Raw genomic sequence first — 18,584 nt, forward strand, 5'->3', positions numbered from 1 at the left:
CCCGGGCCGTGCGTCGTCGATCGGATCGCCCCCCGGCCCGTCCGTCGTCAATCGGATCGCTCCCGGGCCGTGCGTCGTCGATCGGATCGCCCCCCGGCCCGTCCGTCGTCAATCGGATCGCTCCCGGGCCGTCCGTCGGCTACCCGCGGCCCCGTGGCCGCCGTCCGTCCTCCGTCTACACGGACCGTCGCCCCGCCTCGGCGAGCGCTTCGAGCAGCGTGGTGAGGGCGGGGTGGCGGGGCGCCCCCTCGCGGACGGCCGCCTGGACGGTCCTGACCGGCGGGGGTTGCGCACCTTGCGCAGCACGACGTCCATACGGCGGCCGCCCGTGCCGAGCCGGGGGACGAGGCCGACGCCGAGACCCGCCGCGACGAAGCCCAGCGCGGTCGCGTAGTCCTCGCTGCCCGCAACGAAGTCCGGGCTGAACCCCGCCGCGGAGCACGCCCCGAGCACCACGTCGAGACACGGACCCTGAGGCTCGCTCCCGACCCACGGCTCGTCGGCGAGATCGGCCAGGTCAAGGACGCGCCGCGCGGCCAACGGGTGCCCCGGCGGCAGCGCGACGAGGTACTCGTCGTCGAGCAGCCGGACGAGGCGGAGGCCCGGGGCCGGGTCCTCGCGCGGCCGGACGACGACCGCGACGTCCGCGTCCCCCCGGGCGACCTCGGCCAGTGCCTCCTGGGGATCAGCAGCGTGAGGTCGAGCCGGACGCCCGGGTGCTCCCGGCGGAGCCGGGCCAGCGCGGGGGCCACCAGCGCGGGACCGACCGACCCGAAGTAGCGGACCGCGAGGCTGCCGGTCCGGCCCGCCCTTGTGGGGGTCGACCTTCCTCTGGATCGAGCTGGCCCTGCGCGCCCTGTCCCCGCTGCAGGTCACGGTGGCCCGCTGCCTCCTCGGCGCGGGCACCCTGCTCGTCCTGTGCCTGGTGACCCGCCGGCACCTCCCGCGCGGCCGGGCCGTCTGGGGCCATGTCTTCGTGGCGGCCTTCTGGTGCAACGCCCTGCCCTTCGCACTGTTCAGCCTCGGCCAGCGGACCGTCGGCTCCGGACTGGCCGGAGTGCTGAACGCGACGACCCCGCTCTGGTCCCTGCTGCTCGGCCTCGCGCTCGGTACGGAGCGGGGGCTCCGCCCCGTCCGCGCGGGCGGCCTGCTGCTCGGCTTCGCCGGGGTGGTGGTGATCTTCGCGCCGTGGCAGGGCGCGGGGCAGGCCGGCTGGGGCGCCCTGGCCATCGTCGCGGCGGCGGCGAGCTACGCGGTCGGCTTCGCGTACATGGGCCGTCACCTCGTGGGGCGGGGCCACGCGACGCTCTCGCTCTCCGCGGCCCAGCTCCTCGCCGCGACCGCCCTGACCGGTCTGAGCCTGCCGCTCGGCGGCCGGCCGCCGGCCCACATCGCACCGGCGGGCCTGATCGCGGTCGTGGTCCTGGGGATCTTCGCCACGGGAATCACGTTCCACCTCACCTACCGGATCATCGCCGCCGAAGGCGCCACCAACGCCGCGACCGTCGGTTACCTGCTCCCCGTGGTGTCGCTGGTCCTGGGATTCGTGGTGCTGGACGAGCCCTTCAGCCCGCGTGCGGCGGCGGGCATGGTGATCGTGTTGGTGGGCGTGGGCATGACGCGCCGCCGGACTCCGGGAGACGCCGGGCCGCCCGCGCCCCGGGGCGACGCGCCCGCCGAAGCCTCGACCTCGTCCGGGACCCGACCGGAGCCTGCGAGGTGCGGAGTGCGGCACTGAGGCCGGCGGACGCGGGAGTCCTCCACCGGACAGCGCCGCGGTCGACCGACCGCTGCCGGGATCGGAGCGAGGTCAGTCGGCGCCGAGGACCTCGGCGAGACGTACGACGGGGCGCCCCAACAATCCTCCTAGCACGGACTGTTGATGATCTGTCAGGGGCGTCGTCACGGTCACCACCAGCACCACGTCCGCAGCGGCCTCCTCGCAGACCTCGGCGAGCTCGCGGACCTTGCCGCTGTTCAGCAGCGTGCGCGAGGAGTACGGAAGGGACATCTTCCGCACGCCGCCGGCCGAGACGCCGCGCCGCTGCACGATCCGCCCGACGACACGGGCGCCGCGCGCTGTCAGCCGTGCGTCCGCCGCGTCCATGAGCACGGCGTGCTGCTTCTCCTTCGCGGAGAAGTAGCCGACCAGGACGACGCGGGCCCCAGCAACCACCACAGGGGCGGCCGGCCGGCCGCCGGGAACCCGTCCCGTGCGCCGAGCCGGCGGGCGCCGACCGGGCCCTCGGAGCTGATGCACGCCCGCAGGCTACGCGCGCCGCCGCCCGTCGTGCACCGCGAGATCGCGTCGGCCGGGGGCACGCACCGCGAGATCGCGTCGGCCGGGGGCACGCACCGCGATATCGCGTCGGCCGGGGGACACGCACCGCGATATCCCGACGGCCGGCGGACACCCATCGCTTCAGCCGTCGCAGGCCTCCAGGAGCGCGCGCCCGTGCCTGAGCAGCAGTTCGTCGTCGGCGCAGCGGTAGCGCATCCGGCCCGTGCCGCCCGTGTTGTTGTGGCGGCGTACGGCGGCGAGCTCCTCGCGGACGACCGGTACGGCGGACCGGGCCGCGGAACCCATCCGAGCCCACACGTCCGCCACATCCGGCCGGTTGTCGACGTGCGCGGACCAGGCGCGCAGCAGTTCGGGCAAGGACTCGTCCTCGTCACGGCCCGCCTCCCACAGGGCCGTCGCGAGGGCGCCCGCGACCCAGCCGCCGTTCTCCTCGGGCGACGCGACGAGCCGGCGCAGCTCGGGCAGCAGACCCGCGGCCTCGGTCCCCATGCGGGTGATCAGCCGCAGGGCGTCGACGCGCCCGGACCAGTGGTCCGCGCCGAGCCCCGAGGCCAGGACGGGCAGCACGGCCTCCGTCCCGTCCCCGGCCGACCAGAGGGCGGCGGCCGCGTCGACGCGGAGGTGGGTCTCGCCGTCCCGGGCCAGCCGCCGCAGCTCCGGCAACGCCTCGCGGGCCGGTTCGCCGAGCTCGGCGAGTGCGTTCACGGCGTGCCTCAGCACGGGTCGGGTCGCGTCGGAGGGTGCCCGCAGGATCCTCAATGCCGGTTCGACCGCCTCGGCGACCCCGGTGGCGGCCGCGGCCTTCAGGAGGTGCTCCGTACGGCGTGGCTGTTTCCCGGGCGAGATCCGGGACAGCCTCCGGAGCAGCACGGGCGCGAGCGCGGCGGCCGCCGTCGGGTCCATCCTGCCGATCCAGTCACCGAGGCCCTCGGGCACATCGCCGGACCGCAGCACGTCGACGAGCGCGGGAACGGCCCGCGCGTCGCCCTGCGCGGCGAGAGCGCACAACGTCGCCCCGTAGGACGTCTCGCGCCACCGGGCCTGCGGGAGGAACTCCGGTCCCGAGGCCACCCGCGCGGCCAGCGCGTCCGCCGCCGGGCCCCCGATGGCGTACAGCCGCTCCAGCTCTCCGGCGGACCACCGGACGATCCTGTGGTCCGCTTCCCGGAGCTGCTCGCCCAGGAGCCGTACGGACTCCTCGTGGGGCCCGCGCCAGCCCGTGAGGAGCAGGCCGCCCATGTCGATCGCCGCGCGCCGCTGTCCCCAGTCGGGGCTGCGCAACTGGTCCTCCAGGAGGGAGAAGCGTTCGGCGACCCGGTCGTCCAGGGCACGGTGCAGCTCTCCGAGCAGCTCCGTGGCCCAAGGGGCCTTCACCGAGCCGCGCTGGGACGCCTTGAGGTGACGAAGGTACGAGATGAGGGTCGGAGTCACGAGCCCGTCGCCCTTGTCCCCTTCCTTGTCCCCTTCCTCGCTCCCTTCCTCGCTCCCTTCCTCCTCCCGGGCCTCCCGCATGGCATCGAGGGCGGTCCCGACAGCCCCAGCCGGAAGCGGCCCGGACGGCGAACAGCGCGCCAGCTGTACGAGAGCCGACAGCCGCAGCCCCGGGTCACCCGGGGCGTCCCCGTGGGTGAGCAGGGCGCCCAGAGCGGCCGTCGCCGCCCCTGTGAAACCCTCGTGCCGCACGCCCAGCTCTCCCACGGCCGCGGCCAGCGCCCGCAGTACGCCCCCGTCCCGCTCCACCGCGAAGCGCCGCCGCAGAACCGCGAGTACTTCCTCCGGATCGCCGTGCAGCTGCACGAGCGCACCGGGCACCGCCCGCCGCAGCCGGGCGTCGGGATCCGCGAGGACGCCGAGCAGCTCTCCGCTGCGCGCCCGGGTGTCCGCCTCGGCCCGCGCGAGTGTGTCTGCCCAGGCGGCGTACTCGTCCTCGTCGTCGGACCAGAAGTCCATCTCCTCGGGGTTGCGGCCGTCGCCGTCGATGCTGCGGAGCAGCTCGACGATCTCGCCCCGTCCCGGCAGCCCGGCTGTCGCGACCAGCTCGAAGAGAAAGGGGACGCAGGCCACCGTGCAGTCGTACACGTCCCCCTGGTGGTGCACCGCGCCGTACATCCCGTCGAGCGCGATCTCGCGCTCGGCCGCGTCGGCCGAGGCGAGCCCGCGCAGGAGCTCCGGCACGTCGGAGGCGTCGCCGTACGCATGGTCCATGGACGCCCAGTCGACGTCGTCGATCCCCGTGAACATGATCACCAGTCTGGACCACGCCACTGACACACCCGGTCGGCCTTATTCGACCATCTGTTCGATAACGGGTCTATGCTGGACCCATGACGGCACCACGACCCGCCCTCCCCGGCCTTTCCGGCCTCCAGGGCTCCTTGTTCGACCAGGACTCCGACAGCGGACCCGGCCCCCTGGGCGGTCTCCGGCGGATCATGCTCGGAGGCGGCGCTGTCGGCGATGGCGATGGCGATGGTGGCGGCGGTGGCCGGGACGCCGGCGGTGCGTGGGTGGATCACCTGCCCGGCTGGTTCCACGGCGCCGACGCCCTCTTCGAGGAGCTCGCGGGGTGCGTGCCGTGGCGTGCCGAGGAACGTGAGATGTACGAGCGCGTGGTCGCCGTGCCGCGCCTCCTCGCGTACTACCGCGAGGGCGACCCCCTCCCGCACCCCGCACTCCTGGAGGCGCGCGAGGCCCTCAACGGGCGCTACGCGCCCGAGCTCGGCGAGTCGTTCGTGACCGCCGGGCTCTGTCTCTACCGCGACGGACGTGACAGCGTCGCCTGGCACGGCGACCGGATCGGCCGCTCCGCCACGGAGGACACGATGGTCGCGATCCTCTCCCTGGGGGACCCCCGCGACCTCGCGTTCCGGCCGCGCGGAGGCGGGCCCGTCGGGCTGCGCCTCCCGCTCGGGCACGGTGACCTCGTGGTGATGGGCGGCTCGTGCCAGCGCACCTGGGAGCATGCCGTCCCGAAGACGACGCGCGCCGTCGGGCCCCGCATCAGTGTCCAGTTCCGCCCGAGAGGCGTGGCTTGACCGCCGTAGCTCTCCTGCTGTCCCTGATCCGCTTCGCCTGCGCATGATTCCCCGCCTATTGGAATGGGCATGCCAATCGCGCCCACGCGCGTCGGCGCGCGCCGTCCAGTCCAGGTCAGGGAGTCCGAGTGAGGATCAAGCGCCACCTCGTCAAGGGAGCACTCACCCTAGGTAGTTCGCTCGCGCTGCTGGTCGCCCTGCCGGGCAGCGCGCTCGCCGCCCCGCCCCCGGCCCTGCCCGCGAACGCGGACGGCCTGGAGCAGACGTTCCAGCCGGCGTACGACTACGACACCGACGGCTGCTACCCCACGCCCGCCATCGGGGCGGACGGAACGATCAACGGCGGGCTCAACCCCTCCGGCGCCCTCAACGGCCAGTGCCGCGACTCCTGGGACCTCACCAACACCAACGGATACGCGCGGTACAAGTGCAACAACGGCTGGTGCGCGATCATCTACGGCCTGTACTTCGAGAAGGACCAGGCCCTGGCCGGAAGCAGCCTCGGGGGGCACCGCCACGACTGGGAGCACGTCGTGGTGTGGGTGCAGAACAACCAGGCGCAGTACGTCTCCACCTCCGCCCACGGAGGCTTCTCGGTCTACGGCCGTGACCGGATCCGCTGGGACGGCACCCACCCCAAGATCGTCTACCACAAGGACGGCATCAGCACCCACTGCTTCCGCCCGGCGAACTCCAACGACGAGCCGCCGGAGAACCACCAGCACACCTGGCAGTTCCCGAGCCTGGTCGGCTGGAACGGCTACCCCGCGGGTCTGCGCGACAAGCTCACCCAGGCGAACTTCGGCAGCGCGGTCTTCGGGCTCAAAGACGGCAACTTCGCCGCCCACCTGGCGAAGGCGAAGCCGTCGGGCATCCCCTTCGACCCCTACGCCTGAGAAACGGAGCTCCGGTCGACGGGGGCTGTGTTCCGCGGCTCGACGTACAGCGCGAGCCGCGGGATCCGAAGGTCCTTGAGGGCCCAGGGCTGAAGCACCGGCGATCGCCCTGTCAGTGCCGCTGGCTAACGTGATCACATGAGTTCATCCCTGAGCGTGTACCTGATCGACCCCACGGCCGCGCGAGCCTTCGTCGGGTCGTGTGACGACCAGTTGCTCCAGGTCGTCCGCGACAGCTTCGGTGACGACCTGGCGTCCGACGACAGTTGGTTCTCCTCCGAGATCGCGGACGGCGCCCCCACCGCGTACGAGGCACTGCGGACGGTCGTGTACGGCGGGCCGTTCCCCGAGAGCGACCGGTACGCCTTCCAGTACGGCTACGCCTACAAGCGCCTCTGCTCGCTGACCGGTTCCTTCCTCGACAACTCCTCCTTCAGCCCGTTCCGCGGCGACTGGCTCGAACTGGTCGACGAAGGTCTGCGTGCCCTGCGGATCACCGCCGTCTCGGTGGCGGAGTTCGGCTACTCCAGCGGCTTCCCCAAGGGCGTCCCGTCCTCCGACCTGCCGCGCTGTGGCGAGTGGACGCACGAGCAGTGCCTGAAGGCGCTGGCGGAGTTCGAGGAGACCAAGAAGGCGGGCCATGCCCCGCCCCTGGAGCCCGAGGTCGTCGACGCCGTCATGGACGTGATGGGTTGGCTCCGCCACGTGGAGTCGCGGCCCGGGTTCGGTGTCGTGGGCTTCGTCTCCTAGGGGGTGTGCCGCGCGCCGCCGACGCAGCTGTGCCGCCGTCCCGCGCGACGTCCATGAAGGGGCTTGCCCGGCCCGGGCTCAGGACCCGGCGAGCGTCCAGGATTCGATGTCGCGGTAGCGGATCGGTGCCGGGCCGCGGCCGAAGTTGCTTCCGACCAGATGGAGGCGTTCCGTCCGCCATCTGCGGCCGGCGAAGTCGGCCAGCTGGGCGGCGACCTCCACCACGCTCGCCGGATCGTCGCGGCGCGCGCGGGCCAGTGTCAGGTGGGGGCGCAGCGGGCGCTCCTGGAACGTGATGCCGCACTCCCGGACCACGCTCCGCACCTCGGCCGCGAGCTGCTGCAGGCCGTCGACGTCGCCGTCGATCCCGCTCCACAGCACCCGCTCGTCGAACTGTCCGCCGCCCAGCAGCCCCAGTTCCAGGGGCCGATGGCTCGCCGCCAGGCGGGCGAGCGGGGGGCGAAGGAGGGGTACGGCCGTGACCGGGAGCTCTCCCAGGAACGCCAGCGTGATGTGCCAGTCCTCGATGCGGTTCCACCGCATGCGCGGGTACGCCTCGTAGGCCGGCCCCAGTGCGTGGGCCAACTCGTCCTTCGCCTCGTCCGGCGGGGCGAGGGCGATGAACACGCGTACCGTCCCGGCGGGCTCGGAGTGGGTGGTCCCACCCGCTGCCTCAGTCATCTTCCGTTTCCGTTCCCCGCTCGTGTGCCTGCTGCCCGCTCGTGCCGTGTCGACCGGCACGGCCGCGCGGCGCCAGTCCGCGAATCCCGCCGGCCCCTCGTCGAACGAGGCTATGTGGTCCGCGGCACGTGAGTGACGCCGGGGGCGTGAGGGGGGCCCGCAGGGACCCGCGGATGGGCGGCCGTGGCGTACGGCGCCGTGGGCTTCGCCGCGATCCGGAGGCGGGCAGGCCGGTATGCGAGGGATTGCACTGACTTGACGCCGGGGCTTGAGAGGCCCGGGAGAACTCGTGCCGCCAGAAGGGTTGTCAGTGCAATTTCACATTACTATGTTACAGCGCACACGGGCTGATGAACCGCCGTCATACACCGTGCGAACCAGAGCTGTTCTTGCTTGCCGATCCCCGCACTTACCCCCCTCACCAGCAGGAGTTCTGTTGTCCCTCCACAGACGTGTGCGCTCGTCCCTGCTCGCCTCCGCCATCGCGGTCACCCTCCTCTCCTCCGCCGGCCAGTTCTCCGTGTCCGCGGCGGACACGGAGAACCTGCCCTCCCCGGCGTCCCCGGTGGCCGGTCCGGCGGCGCCGCAGGCCGATCCCGTGGCCAACCCCTTCGACGAGGTCGAGCACCTCGCCACCGCTCCCGGCAAGACCTTCGGCCCCGCGCCCGCCCCGGGCGGTCTCGCCGCCGGCCGCGTCGCCGGGAAGGCCAAGGCCACCGGCACCGTCGATGCCACGGCCAAGGCCACCGACACCCCCAAGGCCGCGGCCAAGTCGACGGCCAAGGCCACCGACTCCGCCGCGCGGACGACCGCCGCGACCGCCGGCACCACGGCCGCGGGCGTGCCCTGCACCCTCGACGGGATCACCGGCCTCTCCCCGGAGCGGTTCGCCGACTTCCTCGCCGACCCCGCGGTCACCAACGAGGGCTGTCTCAACGGCCTCATCTGGACGTGGGACGCCCGGCTCACGCCCGTGATGTCCGACGCCCACGTGCAGGCCGTCGCCCGCCGCATATCCAGCCTCGCCGCCTCCCACGACGGCAAGAACTCCTCGCACCTGGAGGAGATGTTCACGTACCTGCACGCCGTCGTGTACCACGACTTCTCGCGCAGCGAGATCGACATCACCGACGCGCCCACCGTGAACGCGATCACCCAGGCCGTCACCGCCTTCGGCAACGCCCCGCGCACCTTCGACGTCACGAAGAGCAACGCGACGGCCCTGCGCGAGGCCCTCTACGCCGCGAGCGGCCCCGGCCTGCGCCAGCACCAGCTCGGCCTGGTCAAGCGGGTCCTGGCCACCATGGACCCCTCACACACCGCCACCAACCAGGACCCGGCCTGGGCGGGTGCCGCGCTCGCCGCGCTCTCCGTCAACTACCTCGGCGTCTACCCGGGCAACCAGGACGCAGGCTTCCACGCCGCAGCTGCCGCCGACCCCTCGTACCGCGCCGTCTTCAAGGCCTTCGCGTCCTACGGGCACCTGAAGGGCACGGCCAACGCCTGGGTGGCCCGTGACGCCCTCAGCGAGTACGGCCGCTTCGGCCAGATCGAGGTCCTCAAGACGGAGATCGTCGCCGGACTCGGCCAGACCTTCGGCACGGTCGTGAACACCTTCGGCAGCGGCAGCCCGCAGTGGGCGAAGGTCGTCACCTGGCTCAACTTCTACGAGGCCTGCAAGCCGTACGGCGTGTGCAAGGAGGACATCGAGAAGCAGATCTTCCCGTACACGTACACCTACGACAACGGCGGCATCAAGGTCCGCACCGGACTCGACCGGGCCACCGTCGACCAGCTCTATTACGCCAGCAAGCTCGTCAAGGCGCAGTTCCACCGCGTCGTCGGCAGCGAGGAGCCGGTCGCCGGCGACACCAACACCACCCTGAACATCGTCCTCTACGCCTCCCGCGCGGACTACGAGAACTACCACCCCGTCCTGACGGGCATGGACACCAACAACGGCGGCATCTACATCGAGCGCGGCGCCACCTTCTACACCTACCAGCGGCGCGTCCCGCAGGACTCCTCCCTCACCCTCGAGGAGTTGTTCCGCCACGAGTACGTCCACTACCTCAACGGCCGCTACGCCGTCCACGGCTCCTTCGGCGAGGGCCCGTGGTACCAGAAGGACCGCACGACCTTCATGGACGAGGGCACGGCCGAGTTCTTCGACGGAGCCACCCGCGACAACGGCATCGCCGTCCGCAAGTCGCTCGTCCGCAGCGTCATCGGCGACACCGCCAACGGCGGCCCCCGCATGAGCGTGGGCCAGATCGTCAACGCCACCTACGCCGGCGACGGCTTCCGCTTCTACAGCTACGCCGGCACCTTCTTCGAGTACCTCTGGACCGAGCGGCCCTCCTTCCTCCGCGAGATGTACCGGCACCTGCGGGCCAACGACGTCCAGGCGTACGACGCGTGGCGCAACCGGATGGCCTCCGACGCCAACATCCAGCGCGAGTACAACACCTTCCTCGACAAGCAGATCGCCAAGGTCGACGACCTGTTCGTCCCCAACACCACCTACACGCCCAACGCCCAGCTCCGCGACTCCGCGCTCGCGAACGTGAAGTCCACCTTCGCCACCGCCACCCAGAACAACCCCGACTGCGTCGAGAACGGCGACCCGGGCAAGCGCCGGTTCACCTGCACCGGCCGGATCACCGCCAACCTGTCCAACTGGGCCAGCGAGGACCAGAACTTCAAGGACATGTCCGAGACGGTCGACTACTTCATCCTCGACCGCGCCGGCGCCGCGTCCAACAACCTCGCCGACATGAACTGCTCCTTCGGACCGATCGACATCTGGTCCTCCAGGGTCGCGGGCACGTCGAGCTTCAGCTGCGAGGGCCCGCTGCGCAGCTGACCACCCCGTCGTCCGGGCCGGCCTCACCCACGGGGGAGGGGCCGGCCCGGCTTCCGTGTTTCCGCATCACCGGCAAGTTCCCCCGAACCCGTTTACCGGAGGCCGTACCTCGTGAGCACCACCCCGCACTCCGTGCGCACCACCGACTACCACGCCGCAGGCGAACCCTTCAGGATCGTCGACCAGGACCTGCCGCCGGTCCCCGGCGACACCGTCGCCGAGCGGCGCGCCACCGTGATCGGCGCGGGCGGCACGGCCACGGACCCGCGCCCGGGACCCCTCGACGACGTGCGCCGGCTCCTCGTCCAGGAACCCCGCGGACACGCGGGCATGTACGGCGGGTTCGTCGTCCCGGCCGACGACGACGGCGCCCACTTCGGCGTGCTGTTCTGGCACAAGGACGGCTACTCCACGGCGTGCGGCCACGGCACCATGGCGCTCGGCGCCTGGGCCGTCGACTCCGGCCGCGTCCCGGCCCCCGACGACGGCGACGTCGCCGTCCGGATCGACGTGCCCTCGGGCCGCGTCACCGCGACCGTGCACCGCACGGCCGGCCGCACCACCGGCGTCACCTTCCGCAACATCCCGACCTTCGTCACCGCGCGGAAGGTCCCCGTCACGACCTCCTTCGGCACCGTCGAGGTCGACCTCGCCCACTCCGGCGCCTGTTACGCCTCCGTCGCGGCCCGCGACCTCGGCCTCGACACCACGAAGGCGGCCCTGCCCGCCCTCGTCCGCGCCGGGCAGGAGATCCGCGCCGCGCTCGCCGACCACCCGGCCACCCGGCACGCGGGCGACCCGCGCCTCTCCGGCGTGTATGGCGTCATCCTGTACGAGGACCTGCCCGAAGACCGGCCCAGCGCGGACGCCGACACGTTGCCCGAAGACCGGCCCGGCGCGGACGCCGGCACGCTCCCCGACGGCCCGCGCCAGCGCAACGTCACCGTATTCGCCGACGGCCAGATCGACCGCTCGCCCTGCGGATCCGGCACCTCTGCCCGACTCGTGCTCCTCGCCGCGGACGGGCGCCTCGCCCCCGGCGACACCCTGACGCACGAGTCCGTGGCGGGCACCGTCTTCACCGGCCGCCTGCTCCCCGGCGGCATCACCGAGGTGACCGGACGGACCCACCGGACCGGCACCCACACCTTCCTCGTCGAACCGGACGACGACCTCGGGACGGGGTTCCTGCTGTGACGCACGTGACCCAGATCGACGCGGCGACCATCGCCCGCCTCCTGGGCCCGGCCGAGGCGATCGACGTCCTGGCCGAGGTCCTGCGCGCCGGACTCGACCCCGAGGAAGGACCGGCACGCACCTCCGTCCGCGTCCCCGCAGGCGAACTCCTCCTCATGCCCGCGGCCTTCGGCCCGTATGCCGGAGTGAAGATCGCCGGCGTGGCCCCCGGCAACGCCGCCGCAGGCCTGCCCCGCATCACCGGGTCCTACCTGCTCCTCGACGGCACGAACCTCCGCCCGCTCGCCCTCCTCGACGGCGCCGCCCTCACCGAACTGCGCACCCCGGCCGTCTCCGCCCTCGCCGTACGCCACCTGACGCCCGCCGACAAGCCGCTGCGCCTCGTGCTCTTCGGGACCGGCCCGCAGGCGTACGGGCACCTGGAGTCCGTGCTCGCCGTCCGCCGCGTCGCCGAGGCGGTCGTCGTCGGGCGCAACCAGATCGGCGCGCGCGCCCTCGCCGGGTACGCGCGCACGCTCGGCGTCCTCGCCAGGACCGGCACGCCCGACGACGTGGCCAAGGCCGACCTCGTCGTCTGCTGCACCACCGCACGCGAGCCCCTCTTCGACGGAGCCCTCGTCGCCCCCGGCGCCACCGTCGTCGCCGTCGGCTCGCACGAGCCGGACGCCCGGGAGGTCGACAGCGCGCTCGTCGCCCGCTCCGAGGTGTACGTCGAGGCACGGAGCGCCGCCCTGCGCGAGGCCGGTGACCTGCTCGTCCCCACGGCCGAAGGCGCGATCGAGGAGGACCACGTCGTCGGCGGCATCGCCGACCTCGTGACCGGCCGCCGCACCCCCACCACCGAACGCCCGCGGTTCTTCAAGAGCGTCGGCATGGCCTGGGAGGACCTCGCCGTGGCCGGCGCCCTCTACACGGCGGCACTCGCCACGCCATAGGGACGGCACCGCACGCCGAACGCCCCGGCCCCGCACACGCGGGACCGGGGCGTTCCGGCATGCTCAGGCGGCCTCGGGGAAGTGACAGGCCACCTGGCGCGCCTCGCCGGGGGAGGCGATCCGCAGCAGCGGCGCCTCCGTCCGGCAGATCTCCTGCGCCTTGGGACAGCGCGGGTGGAAGGTGCAGCCGGGCGGCGGAGCGGCCGGGCTCGGCGGGTCACCGAGCAGCGTGATCCGCTCCCGGGCCCGCTCCGCCGCCGGGTCGGGCAGCGGCACGGCCGAGAGCAGCGCCCGCGTGTAGGGGTGTGCGGGGGCCGCGTACACCCGCTCCTTCACCCCGATCTCCACGATCCGGCCGAGGTACATCACCGCGACCCGGTCGCAGACCCGCTTGACGACCGAGAGGTCGTGGGCGATGAAGAGGTAGGCGAGCCCCAGCTCGCGCTGGAGCCGCTCCATCAGATTGACGATCTGCGCCTGGACGGAGACGTCGAGCGCGGAGACCGGTTCGTCGGCCACGACGAGCCGCGGGCTCGTGGCCAGGGACCGGGCGATCCCGATGCGCTGCGCCTGACCGCCGGAGAACTCGTGCGGGTAGCGGTCGATGTGCTCCGGGATGAGCCCGACCAGATCCATCAGCTCCACGGCCCGCTTGCGGGCCTCGGCCGCCGAACTCCCCTGCACCATCAGCGGATCGGAGATGATCCGCGCCACGGTCTGACGGGGATTGAGCGAGGAGTGCGGGTCCTGGAAGACCATCTGGAGGTCGCGTCGGAGCGGCTTGAGCTCCCGCTGCGACAGGTGCGTGATGTCGCGTCCGTCGTACGAGACGGAGCCGGCGGTCGGCTCCAGGAGCCGCACGATCATGCGCCCGGTGGTCGACTTGCCGCAGCCGGACTCGCCGACGAGGCCCAGGGTCTCGCCCGCCGCCACCTCGAAGTCGATGCCGTCGACGGCCCGGACGGGCGCCGAGCGGGCCCGGCGCCCCGGGAAGGTCATCGTCAGGTCCCGCACGCTGAGCAGGGGAGTGGACGTCGTGCTCGTGGCCGCGTCCGAGGTCGCGGTGGTGGTCGTGGTCATGAGGCGACGCCTTCGTACGCGGGAAACGCAGGGAAATGGCAGGCGGCCGGATGTCCCTCCGGGCCGACGAGCAGCGGGCGTTCGCCCGAGCAGCGCGCCCGCTCCTCCTCGGAGCCGGCGGCCGCCCGGGGGCAGCGGGGTGCGAACGCGCAGCCGGGAGCGGGGTCGAGCAGGGACGGCGGGCTGCCGGGGATCGCCCGGAGCGGCGCGTCGTCGTCATCGTCGAGCCGGGGCAGCGAGTCGAGCAGACCGCGGGTGTAGGGGTGGGCGGGGGCGGCGAAGAGGGAGTCCACCGGGGCGTGTTCGGCGGCCCGGCCGCCGTACATCACGAGGACGTCGTGGGCCACGCGCGCGACCACGCCGAGATCGTGCGTGATCATGACGACGGCGAGCCCCCGCTCCTGCTGGATCCGCGCGATCAGCTCCAGGATCTGGGCCTGGACGGTGACGTCGAGCGCGGTGGTGGGTTCGTCGGCGATGAGGAGGTCGGGCTCGCAGGACAGGGCCATCGCGATCATCACGCGCTGACGCATGCCGCCCGAGAACTGGTGGGGGTACTCACCGGCCCGGCGGCGCGGTTCGGGGATGCCGACCTCGCCGAGGGCCTCGACGGCCCGCTCGCGCGCGGCCGCCCGGCGGGAGCCGAAGTGGAACCGGTGGTGCTCGGCGATCTGCTCCCCGACGGTGTAATACGGGTGCAGGCTGGACAGCGGGTCCTGGAAGATCATGGCCATCCGCCGGCCGCGGAGCCCGTTCAGCTCGCGGTCGGACATGCCGATCAGCTCGCGCCCGCCGAGGGCGACGGAGCCGGTGACCTCGGCGTCCGTGTGCAGGCCCATGACGGCGAGCGACGTCACGGACTTGCCGGAGCCGGACTCGCCGACGATGCCGAGGGTCCGGCCGGGCCGCACGTCGAAGGCGAGGGAGTCGACGGCCCGGACCGGGCCGCGCTTCGTCGGGAAGGTGACCGTGAGGTCCCGTACCGACAGGAGGGGTGCGGGATCGCCCATCTCAGTACCTCACTCGCGGGTCGACGACGGCGTACAGCAGGTCGACGGCCAGGTTGGCGACGACGATGAAGGTGGCGGCGAGCAGGGTGACCCCGAGGATGACGGGCTGGTCCCCGCTGGACAGGGCGCCGTAGAACAGGCGGCCGATGCCGGGCAGTCCGAAGATGGACTCGGTGATCACGGCACCCGCGAGCAGTCCGCCCAGATCCATGCCGAAGATGGTGAGGATCGGGGTCATGCCGGCGCGCAGCCCGTGTTTGACCACGACCGTGCGGCGGGGGAGGCCCTTGGCGCGGGCGGTGCGGATGTACGGCTCCGCCATGCTCTCGATCATCGAACTGCGGCTCTGCCGCGCGTACATCGCGGCGTACAGGACGGCGAGCGCCAGCCAGGGGAGCAGCAGGTTGGTGGCCCAGGACAGCGGGTCGTCGCCGAAGGCCACGTACTGCGGGTAGGGCAGCAGACCGGAGACCCGGATCAGTCCGAAGATCAGCAGCACCGAGGTGAAGTAGACGGGCAGCGAGGCCGCGGCGACCGCGCCGACCATCAGGGCCCGGTCGGTGAGCGTGTCCTTGTGCAGCGCGGCGGTGACGCCCGCGGTGAGCCCGAGGACCAGCCAGATCGCGGCAGCGCCCAGGGCCAGCGAGGCCGAGACGGGCAGCCGGTCCACGAGCAGGTCCCACACGCTCTGGCTGTTCTCGTACGAGTAGCCCAGGCAGGGGAAGTCGCAGGTCATGGCGTACTGGCCGGTGCCCATGGTGCGGCCGGTGAAGATGCCGGTGACGAAGTCGGTGAACTGCCGCCACAGCGGGTCGTCGAGGCCCATGTTGGCGCGGATCGCGTCCAGCCGCTCGTTGCTGCACGCCTTGCCGCACGCGGCGGCGGCCGGGTCGGAGGGGAGGACGTAGAAGATGGTGAAGGTGACGGCGGCGATGGCGAGGAGGACGCCGAGGACGCCCAGGAGACGGCGGCCGAGGTAGAGGATCACGAGCCGCTGCCTCTCGGGTCGAGGATGTCGCGCAGCGCGTCCCCGAGCAGGGTGAACGCGAGCACGGTGAGGAACAGACAGAGGCTCGGTACGAGGAAGTACATGGGGTCCGTGTCGTAGTACGCGACGCTCTCGGCGATCATCTGGCCCCAGGACGGGGTCGGCGGGCGCACACCGACGCCCAGATAACTGAGGGCCGCCTCGGTGGCGATCATCCCGGGGATGATCAGCGTGGTGTACGCGATGACCGGCCCCGCGACGCCCGGCAGGATGTCCCGGGCGAGGATCCGCAGGGGGCCGGAGCCGCCGACGCGGGCGGCGTCGACGTACTCGCGGTGCTTGAGCGACAGGGTCTGGCCGCGGACGACCCGGGCGATGCCGGGCCAGCCGAAGAGGCCGATGACGACGGTCATCAGAAGGGTCCGGTTGACGTCCCGGGCCACCGACATCATCGCGATCATGAAGATGAGGGACGGGAAGGACATGGTGAGGTCCATCAGCCGGGACAGCACCGTGTCGGTGCGCCCGCCGAAGTAGCCCGCGGCGATGCCGGCCGCCGTCCCGGCGACGAGCACGATCGCCGTCGCCGAGAAGGCGATGAGCAGGGAGACCTGCCCGCCGTGCACGACCCGGGAGAACAGGTCGCGGCCGGTGACGGGTTCGACGCCGAGCCAGTGTTCGGCCGAGACGCCGCCGAGCGGTCCGATGGGCAGGCCGCCCAGGTACGGGTCGACGGCGCTCTTGTCGAACTCCTCGGGGCCCCAGCCGCCCAGCGAGCCGATCAGCGGGGCGGCGACGGTCAGGAGCGCGAAGAACGCGACCACGACGAGGGACAGCTTGACGGAGGTGCGGCGGCGCAGCTCGGCGCGGGCGAGCTGCCAGGGACCGCTGCCCGCCCGGACGGGCGGGGACGTGGAAGTGGTGGTGGTCATGGGCGTGGGCGTGGTCGGCGTCGTTCCGGCCTTCAACGGGTGCTCTTCGCGGGGTCCTTGAGGCCGACCGTCGCGTAGTCGATCTGCCCGCCGAAGGAGGTGTGGCCGTAGGCGCCGGCGATGTTGGTGCCGATGAGCAGCGGCTTGCGCTCGACGACGGCGGGAGCGGTGGGGGCCTTGGCGAGGATTTGGGCGTCGAGCTCCTGCCACGCCTTGTTCGCCTGCTGGGCGTCGGTCATCGCGGCGATCTCGTCCATGCGCTTCATCGTGGCGTCGTCACGGAAGAGCGAGTGGTTGCCGGAGTTGCCCTTCTCCTTGATGTAGCGGCCGTCGAAGACGAAGGGCAGGAAGGTCGAGCCGGAGGGGAAGTCCGGGCACCAGCCGGTGTAGGCGAGGTCCGTGCGGTTCTTGGTGTCGCCGATGGTGTCGTAGAAGGCGGACGGGTCGACGGTCTCGATGGTGACCTTGATCCCGGCGCGGCCCAGGGACTGCTGGATCGCCTCGCCGATGGCCTTGTCGCCGGTGGAGACGGTGACGCTGGTGGAGATGCCGCCGGCCTTGCCGGCCTCCTTGAGGAGCTGCTTCGCCTTCTCGACGTCGCCGGTGAGCGGGATCTTCCGGCTGTCGGGCTGCTTGCCGCCGGGGAAGAGCAGGCCGGGCATGAGCGCGGTGGCCGGGTCGTTGAGCGCGGGGCCGCCGGTGGCGGTGACGAGGGCCTCGCGGTCGAGGGCGTACTGCACGGCCTGGCGGACCCTCACGTCGTCGAACGGCGCGCGGCCGGTGTGCATCTGGACCATCTCGGTGCAGCTGGTCGACTCGGCGAGGAGACGCGCCCTGACGTCCGGCTTGGTGAGCACCTTGGGCGTGGACTCGGGGCGGAGCGAGGCCCAGGCGACGGAGGAGGCGTCGCCGCCGGCGGAGGCGATGAGGCGGTCGTCGATCTGGTTGGCCTTGAGGCCCATGGTGACGACGATCCGGTCCGGGTACGCCTTGCGCACGGTGTCCGTGGCGGCGCTCCAATGGGTGTTGCGCACGAGGACCATCTGCTTGTCCCGGGCGTACGACTCGATCTTGTACGGGCCGGAGGAGAAGGGCCGGTTGTCGTACTGCGGGCCCTTGTCCTGGGACTTGGGCACGGGGCTGAAGGTGGGCAGCACCGTCGCGTACGGGAACTCGGCGAAGGGCTTGCGGAGCTCGAAGACGATCGTGCGGTCGTCCGGGGTCTTCACGGAGTCGAGGTGCTTGCCCTGCGCGGGGCCCTTGTAGCCCTCGGCGCCGACGAGGTAGCGGGCCGCGTAGTCGGGGCCGCCGGGCAGCTCGGGGGAGAAGGACCGCTCGACGTTGTACTTGACGTCCTGGGCGGTGATCGGGGTGCCGTCCTCGTACTTCAGGCCGGGCTTCAACTTGAAGGTCCAGGTCTTGGCGCCGTTGGAGGAGACGCCGAGGTTCTCGGCGAGGTCGGTCGTGAGCTCCCCGCCCTTCGCGCCGGGCTGTGCCTTGTACGTGAGGAGCGTGCGGTAGAGCAGGCGCGAGCCGAAGTCCATGTCGCCCACCACCCAGTTGCGGGCCGGGTCGAGGTGGGTGAAGTCCTGGTTGGACAGGATGGTCAGCGTGCCGCCCTTCTGCGGAGTGCCGCCGACCACCGCGCCGTTGTTGGAGGTCGCGGGGTTCTTGCCACGGTCCCGGGAGCCGTCGGACTTCTTGCCGTCGGCACAGCCGGTCGCGCCGAGGGCGAGGGCGGTCACCAGAGCGGTGGCCAGGGTGTAAGTGCGCTTGTTCATAGGTCACTCCGAGAGAGCGGTCGAGCATCCCGATGGCTGGAATGTGACCTGTAACATAGTAATGTGAAATTGCACTGACAAGGTATCGGGCGGTCCGTTACTCATCCGTGTCCGGGCGGTACTCAGGAGAG

16 protein-coding genes are annotated in these 18,584 nt (G+C 72.2%); 7 read left to right on the plus strand and 9 right to left on the minus strand.

All coding sequences use genetic code 11. The annotated features are described in order from the left end of the window. Positions 1 to 108: 108 nt before the first annotated feature. Positions 109 to 906 carry a LysR substrate-binding domain-containing protein gene (locus IE124_RS11145; protein WP_370468751.1) on the minus strand — a complete coding sequence of 266 codons (798 nt, stop codon included), beginning with the start codon at positions 904 to 906 and terminating at the stop codon, positions 109 to 111. Here IE124_RS11145 and IE124_RS11150 point away from each other — a divergent pair. Further along, on the plus strand, positions 812 to 1,738 hold the full coding sequence (locus IE124_RS11150) for a DMT family transporter (RefSeq protein ID WP_189507399.1): 927 nt from the start codon (positions 812 to 814) through the stop codon (positions 1,736 to 1,738). The genes IE124_RS11145 and IE124_RS11150 overlap by 95 nt on opposite strands. A gap of 72 nt (positions 1,739 to 1,810) precedes the next feature. Here the strand turns inward: IE124_RS11150 and IE124_RS11155 are convergent, their stop codons facing one another. Beyond that, complete coding sequence (locus tag IE124_RS11155; RefSeq protein ID WP_229832366.1) at positions 1,811 to 2,260, minus strand: hypothetical protein; 450 nt, start codon at positions 2,258 to 2,260, stop codon at positions 1,811 to 1,813. 162 nt (positions 2,261 to 2,422) lie between these two features. After that, positions 2,423 to 4,543 carry a HEAT repeat domain-containing protein gene (locus IE124_RS11160; protein ID WP_189507401.1) on the minus strand — a complete coding sequence of 707 codons (2,121 nt, stop codon included), beginning with the start codon at positions 4,541 to 4,543 and terminating at the stop codon, positions 2,423 to 2,425. Positions 4,544 to 4,626: 83 nt separating this feature from the next. Here IE124_RS11160 and IE124_RS11165 point away from each other — a divergent pair, with 83 nt between their 5' ends. From IE124_RS11165 to IE124_RS11175, 3 genes are all read left to right on the plus strand, one after another. Then, on the plus strand, positions 4,627 to 5,337 hold the full coding sequence (locus tag IE124_RS11165) for an alpha-ketoglutarate-dependent dioxygenase AlkB (protein WP_189507403.1): 711 nt from the start codon (positions 4,627 to 4,629) through the stop codon (positions 5,335 to 5,337). Positions 5,338 to 5,471: 134 nt separating this feature from the next. Further along, a complete protein-coding gene (locus tag IE124_RS11170; RefSeq protein WP_370468758.1) occupies positions 5,472 to 6,233 on the plus strand; it encodes an NPP1 family protein in 762 nt (253 codons plus the stop codon). A 138-nt stretch (positions 6,234 to 6,371) separates the two neighbouring features. After that, positions 6,372 to 6,983: a DUF7691 family protein gene (locus IE124_RS11175; RefSeq protein WP_189507407.1), complete on the plus strand. Its 612-nt coding sequence runs from the start codon at positions 6,372 to 6,374 to the stop codon at positions 6,981 to 6,983. A 78-nt stretch (positions 6,984 to 7,061) separates the two neighbouring features. On the opposite strand, the gene thpR is transcribed toward IE124_RS11175, so the two are convergent. Further along, positions 7,062 to 7,664, minus strand: a complete 603-nt coding sequence (thpR, locus tag IE124_RS11180) for an RNA 2',3'-cyclic phosphodiesterase (protein ID WP_189507409.1) — start codon at positions 7,662 to 7,664, stop codon at positions 7,062 to 7,064. A 436-nt stretch (positions 7,665 to 8,100) separates the two neighbouring features. Here thpR and IE124_RS11185 point away from each other — a divergent pair, with 436 nt between their 5' ends. The 3 genes from IE124_RS11185 to IE124_RS11195 all read left to right on the plus strand — a co-directional run bounded on the left by IE124_RS11185 (position 8,101) and on the right by IE124_RS11195 (position 12,662). After that, entirely contained in the window at positions 8,101 to 10,530 is a 2,430-nt protein-coding gene (locus IE124_RS11185; RefSeq protein ID WP_229832367.1) for a collagenase, read from the plus strand. 111 nt (positions 10,531 to 10,641) lie between these two features. Further along, the gene (locus tag IE124_RS11190) at positions 10,642 to 11,727 is read left to right on the plus strand and encodes a proline racemase family protein (RefSeq protein ID WP_189507414.1); all 1,086 of its coding nucleotides are present in this window, start codon (positions 10,642 to 10,644) and stop codon (positions 11,725 to 11,727) included. 5 nt (positions 11,728 to 11,732) lie between these two features. Further along, positions 11,733 to 12,662, plus strand: a complete 930-nt coding sequence (locus IE124_RS11195) for an ornithine cyclodeaminase family protein (protein ID WP_370468752.1) — start codon at positions 11,733 to 11,735, stop codon at positions 12,660 to 12,662. A 63-nt stretch (positions 12,663 to 12,725) separates the two neighbouring features. Here the strand turns inward: IE124_RS11195 and IE124_RS11200 are convergent, their stop codons facing one another. From IE124_RS11200 to IE124_RS11220, 5 genes are read right to left on the minus strand one after another with little or no spacing between them, the layout of a single operon-like run. Then, a complete protein-coding gene (locus IE124_RS11200; RefSeq protein WP_189507416.1) occupies positions 12,726 to 13,742 on the minus strand; it encodes an ABC transporter ATP-binding protein in 1,017 nt (338 codons plus the stop codon). Next, complete coding sequence (locus IE124_RS11205; protein WP_189507418.1) at positions 13,739 to 14,752, minus strand: ABC transporter ATP-binding protein; 1,014 nt, start codon at positions 14,750 to 14,752, stop codon at positions 13,739 to 13,741. Before IE124_RS11205 ends, IE124_RS11200 begins: the two co-directional genes overlap by 4 nt. Position 14,753: 1 nt before the next feature. Then, positions 14,754 to 15,740, minus strand: coding sequence for an ABC transporter permease (locus IE124_RS11210; protein ID WP_189507420.1), 987 nt, complete (start codon positions 15,738 to 15,740; stop codon positions 14,754 to 14,756). Next, positions 15,737 to 16,672 (minus strand): ABC transporter permease, encoded by a 936-nt coding sequence (locus IE124_RS11215; RefSeq protein ID WP_189507421.1) that lies wholly within the window; start codon positions 16,670 to 16,672, stop codon positions 15,737 to 15,739. The genes IE124_RS11210 and IE124_RS11215 overlap by 4 nt, the downstream gene beginning before the upstream one ends. 32 nt (positions 16,673 to 16,704) lie before the next feature. Next, the gene (locus IE124_RS11220; protein ID WP_189507423.1) at positions 16,705 to 18,453 is read right to left on the minus strand and encodes an ABC transporter substrate-binding protein; all 1,749 of its coding nucleotides are present in this window, start codon (positions 18,451 to 18,453) and stop codon (positions 16,705 to 16,707) included. Between the last annotated feature and the right edge of the window lie 131 nt (positions 18,454 to 18,584).

Origin of the sequence: Streptomyces narbonensis (genome assembly GCF_014649015.1) — a bacterium.
GTDB classification, from domain to species: Bacteria; Actinomycetota; Actinomycetes; order Streptomycetales; family Streptomycetaceae; genus Streptomyces; species Streptomyces narbonensis.